Origin of the sequence: Psychrobacter sp. AOP5-GZ1-6, assembly GCF_052376345.1 — a bacterium.
Taxonomy (GTDB): domain Bacteria; phylum Pseudomonadota; class Gammaproteobacteria; order Pseudomonadales; family Moraxellaceae; genus Psychrobacter.
Genome location: NZ_JBQSVP010000203.1, coordinates 1 through 3593, shown reverse-complemented (window position 1 = coordinate 3593; position 3593 = coordinate 1). Strand labels below are relative to the sequence as shown.

The 3593-nt window shown below is 41.2% G+C and carries 3 protein-coding genes; all 3 read right to left on the bottom strand.

The genetic code is table 11. The features are described 5' to 3' along the window. Nucleotides 1–37 precede the first annotated feature (37 nt). Nucleotides 38–1345, bottom strand: coding sequence for an OmpP1/FadL family transporter (locus tag ACT3RN_RS14935; RefSeq protein WP_192520754.1), 1308 nt, complete (start codon nucleotides 1343–1345; stop codon nucleotides 38–40). Nucleotides 1346–1788: 443 nt separating this feature from the next. Beyond that, nucleotides 1789–2973 (bottom strand): OmpP1/FadL family transporter, encoded by a 1185-nt coding sequence (locus ACT3RN_RS14930; RefSeq protein WP_192520755.1) that lies wholly within the window; start codon nucleotides 2971–2973, stop codon nucleotides 1789–1791. Between the two features lie 244 nt (nucleotides 2974–3217). Then, on the bottom strand, nucleotides 3218–3514 hold the full coding sequence (locus tag ACT3RN_RS14925; protein WP_192520756.1) for a SlyX family protein: 297 nt from the start codon (nucleotides 3512–3514) through the stop codon (nucleotides 3218–3220). Between the last annotated feature and the right edge of the window lie 79 nt (nucleotides 3515–3593).

Here is a 3593-nt window from a genome sequence, read left to right as displayed (position 1 = left end):
CGATTTTTTATGATATAGCGACAACATACAAAAATGATTATTGTGCTTGATAAGACAGTTTCACACCGGCGATAAAGCCATCATTATCTTGAAAATCACCAACGATTTTATCAGTGGGTAACGCGCCTTTAGCATCACCGAACCACAAATATTTGCCACCAGCGGATACTGCCCAGTTTTCAGTGACGTTATATTTTGCACCAAGGCCAACACTGTAGTAGCCTTCGACAGGACCAAGCGACGTTACAGGATTGCCAGCACCACTATCCCAACCAACGGTACCACTAACCGCTAGTACTGGTGTCATACGCTTAGCTAAACCAAGCTCTACTTGCCATTGGTCATCATCATACTCAACCAAGTTTAGACCATCGGGTCGTTCAGCGTTTTTACTCACTTCATTGTATAATGGCGGTGTAATGACAAAATCGCTCCACGGTACCCAGCGTACTTTAGCAGTGGCTAATGTCGTCGGGTTAATACCTGTTTGGAAGTCAAAGTTGACAGATTTAGGTGTTGTAATTTCATACTCACTCTTTTGACTAGCTGACAGTGCACCTCCAGAAATAATAGACCTAATAGGATAGGTTTCAGCTATATCTACATTATGTTCAATCTCAGAACGGTACGTCAGCGCTGCTTTTAAAGCAATCTCAGGCTTATAATAGGCCACACCTGCTATGTAACCATAATCCATATCAGGGTTGCTGGTCGAAGTGTAACCACTAGCAGGGCCGTATGCCAGTCCACGAAGCTTGGTTTCTGATTGAATACGCTGTGCGACTGGGCCACCATACACTTGGAAGTTTTTATTTTCACCGAACTTCACACCAAGTATACCTGTCAAGCTTTGACTACGTACTTCGACGTTAGTATTTTCACCAGCGGCACTTGTCTCAGCTGTGGCTATCGCACCCGCAGTTGGCTGATCAACTCCGTCAGCTACCAACTCACCAGCAGACTCACCTAAATTATCGTTTGCCACAAAATTACTTTCAGTATACTCGGCAGCAGCACCGAAAGGTTCATCATATAAAACACCAATACTAAACGTATCATCAATATCAGTTTTTACACCATAACGAAAAAAGTCATAAGGCTCAGCGATATCACCTGTTTTATTACCACGTTCATAATCATTACTATAAGGATTAGTATTGGCAGTATCATAACCACTCACATCGGCATCGATATAAGTATAAACGGCTTCAGCATAAGTGCCATCTTGAAAGAAAGCGGTGACATCTTGACCAGAACGATCAAGACCAGCTGCATTGGTGACGCTGGCTATAGAAAGGGTAGCAATCGCTACTGCGAGGGTTTTCAAATGAAAGTGATTGCGCATTGTGTATCTCCAACGATCCTTGTTGTATTACTACTTCAATAACCAATATATGGCATTGCTGCGCTTAACATTGAGGTTATCAAAGTCGTGTCCTAACTTGAATACTAATGCCTTTTAGACACTAAAACAACAAACAAAGCAGTTTATTTCCCAATTATGACTGAACAGTATAAATAGCATATTAGTACTTGATTTTCTAATAATATATATTTTATAGCACTCTTAACATTATCTAGACACAGCTAACGCTTGTAAAATCCGCAAAAACTAGAGGTAATAAAATTTTCTATAAAGCTGTTACAGGTAGCAATATGTGCACAAAAAAAGCGACCCGTATAGAGTCGCTTTTTTTTCATTGCCAAATATATTACTTAGCAATATAACCATCATGGAACACAATCATGATGAAACTTAATCATGGTGAAATTTAGTCATGGTGAAACTTACTTTGCTTGATAAGAAACTTTCATACCAACTACAAAAGCGTCATTGTCTTCAAAGTTGCCAACAACATTTTTGGTCGGCACCTGACCATCAGCATCACCAAGCCATAGGTATTTACCACCCGCTGAAACTGCCCAGTTTTCTGTGACATTATACTTAGCCCCTAAACCGGCACTATAGTAACCCTCTGTAGGGCCTAATGAGGTCACAGGATTGCCAGCACCACTATCCCACCCAACGGTACCACTGACCGCTAAAGCTGGATTCAAACGTTTGGCAAGACCTAGCTCAACTACCCATTGATCTTCATCATAACTGACTAACGGTAGGCCGTCTGGTTGATAAGCAGCGTTCAGTTTACTAACGTCATTGTATAGTGACGGTACAATTGAGAAATCACCCCATGGCACCCAACGTACTTTTGCAGTTGCTAATGTCGTTGGATTGATACCCGTTTGAAAATCAAAGTTGACTGACTCAGGGGTAGTAATATCAATATCACCTGATCTTGGACCAAATCCAGGGAAGCTTGCTACTGCAGGGTAACTTTCTGCAGCATCAGCTGTATGTTCAATCTCTGAACGGTACGTCAACGCCGCTTTTAGTGCAATTTCAGGCTTACTGTAGGAAACACCAGCAATATAACCATACTCTTGATCTGGGCTGATGTGGGTCGTATAACCATTCGCAGCACTATAGGCTGTACCGCGCAGCTTTACATCAGCTTTAACACGCTGGGCCACTGGACCGCCATATACTTGGAAGTTTTTATTTTCACCAAATTTTGCACCGACGATACCGGTAATACTCTCAGTACGGACTTCTACATTCGTACCTTCACCACTAGCGTCGACGAAATTGTTGTCACCACTATAGTCAGCCGCAGCACCAAAAGGCTCATCATATAAGATACCAACACTATAAGTATCATTGAGGTCTGCTTTTACACCGTAACGAAAGAAATCATAAGATTCGGCGATGTCACCAATTTTGTTACCTGCCACATCATTACCTGTCACATCAGCATCGATGTAAGTATAGACAGCCTCGGCATAAGTACCGTCTTGTAAAAATGCAGTAATATCCTGACCTGAACGATCAAGGCCAGCAGCACTAGCAACACTAGCAACAGAAAAAGCAGCAACAGCCACTGTTAGATTTTTGAGATGGAAGGTATTGCGCATTATATGTCTCCAAACGTCCGCATTGTTTTACTGCATACCGGTTTTTTGTGAGTAAGCAGTATCCTAGATGGGGAATAGTAATGATTTTTAAACATTAAAACAACCGTAAGGATACATTATTTATTCTGTATGACCAAGTAGTCATTGTTAGATATGTATATCCATAAATAGAAATATACTCGATTCATGTTGAAAATTTTTACAGACGCACCATCAGTGCTCTGATCAAAGAATAAAACACACTCTAGTAATGAGGTGGTCTATCTGCCATCACATCAAATGGCGCAATACCACTGTCTGTATCTTGATCCTTAACTTGTTTATAAATCAACTGCAGCTGTCGTTGTAATGTCTGAATATCTTTATCTTGCCGCGCAATCACTTCATCGAGACGATCGACTATTACCTCAAGATGTGCCATGCTCATTTGCAGGTCAATAACCTGCTGCATTTGTGATTCAGCCTGCACAACTGAGTCATCAGTTTGAGCATTATCTTCAGCGTTGTTTTCAGCATTGTCTTTAGTGTTAGGTGGATTCATGTCTTTCTCTGGGTTATCGTAAATATAAAGCTAGGCATGTCGTCAATCAGCACATTGATACATTTAACGACCTTAAATA

Excerpts from the sequence above, each read along its gene's own strand:
- ACT3RN_RS14935 (WP_192520754.1), bottom strand. The coding sequence starts at position 1,345 with ATGCGCAATCACTTTCATTTGAAAACCCTCGCAGTAGCGATTGCTACC.
- ACT3RN_RS14930 (WP_192520755.1), bottom strand. The coding sequence starts at position 2,973 with ATGCGCAATACCTTCCATCTCAAAAATCTAACAGTGGCTGTTGCTGCT.
- ACT3RN_RS14925 (WP_192520756.1), bottom strand. The coding sequence starts at position 3,514 with ATGAATCCACCTAACACTAAAGACAATGCTGAAAACAACGCTGAAGAT.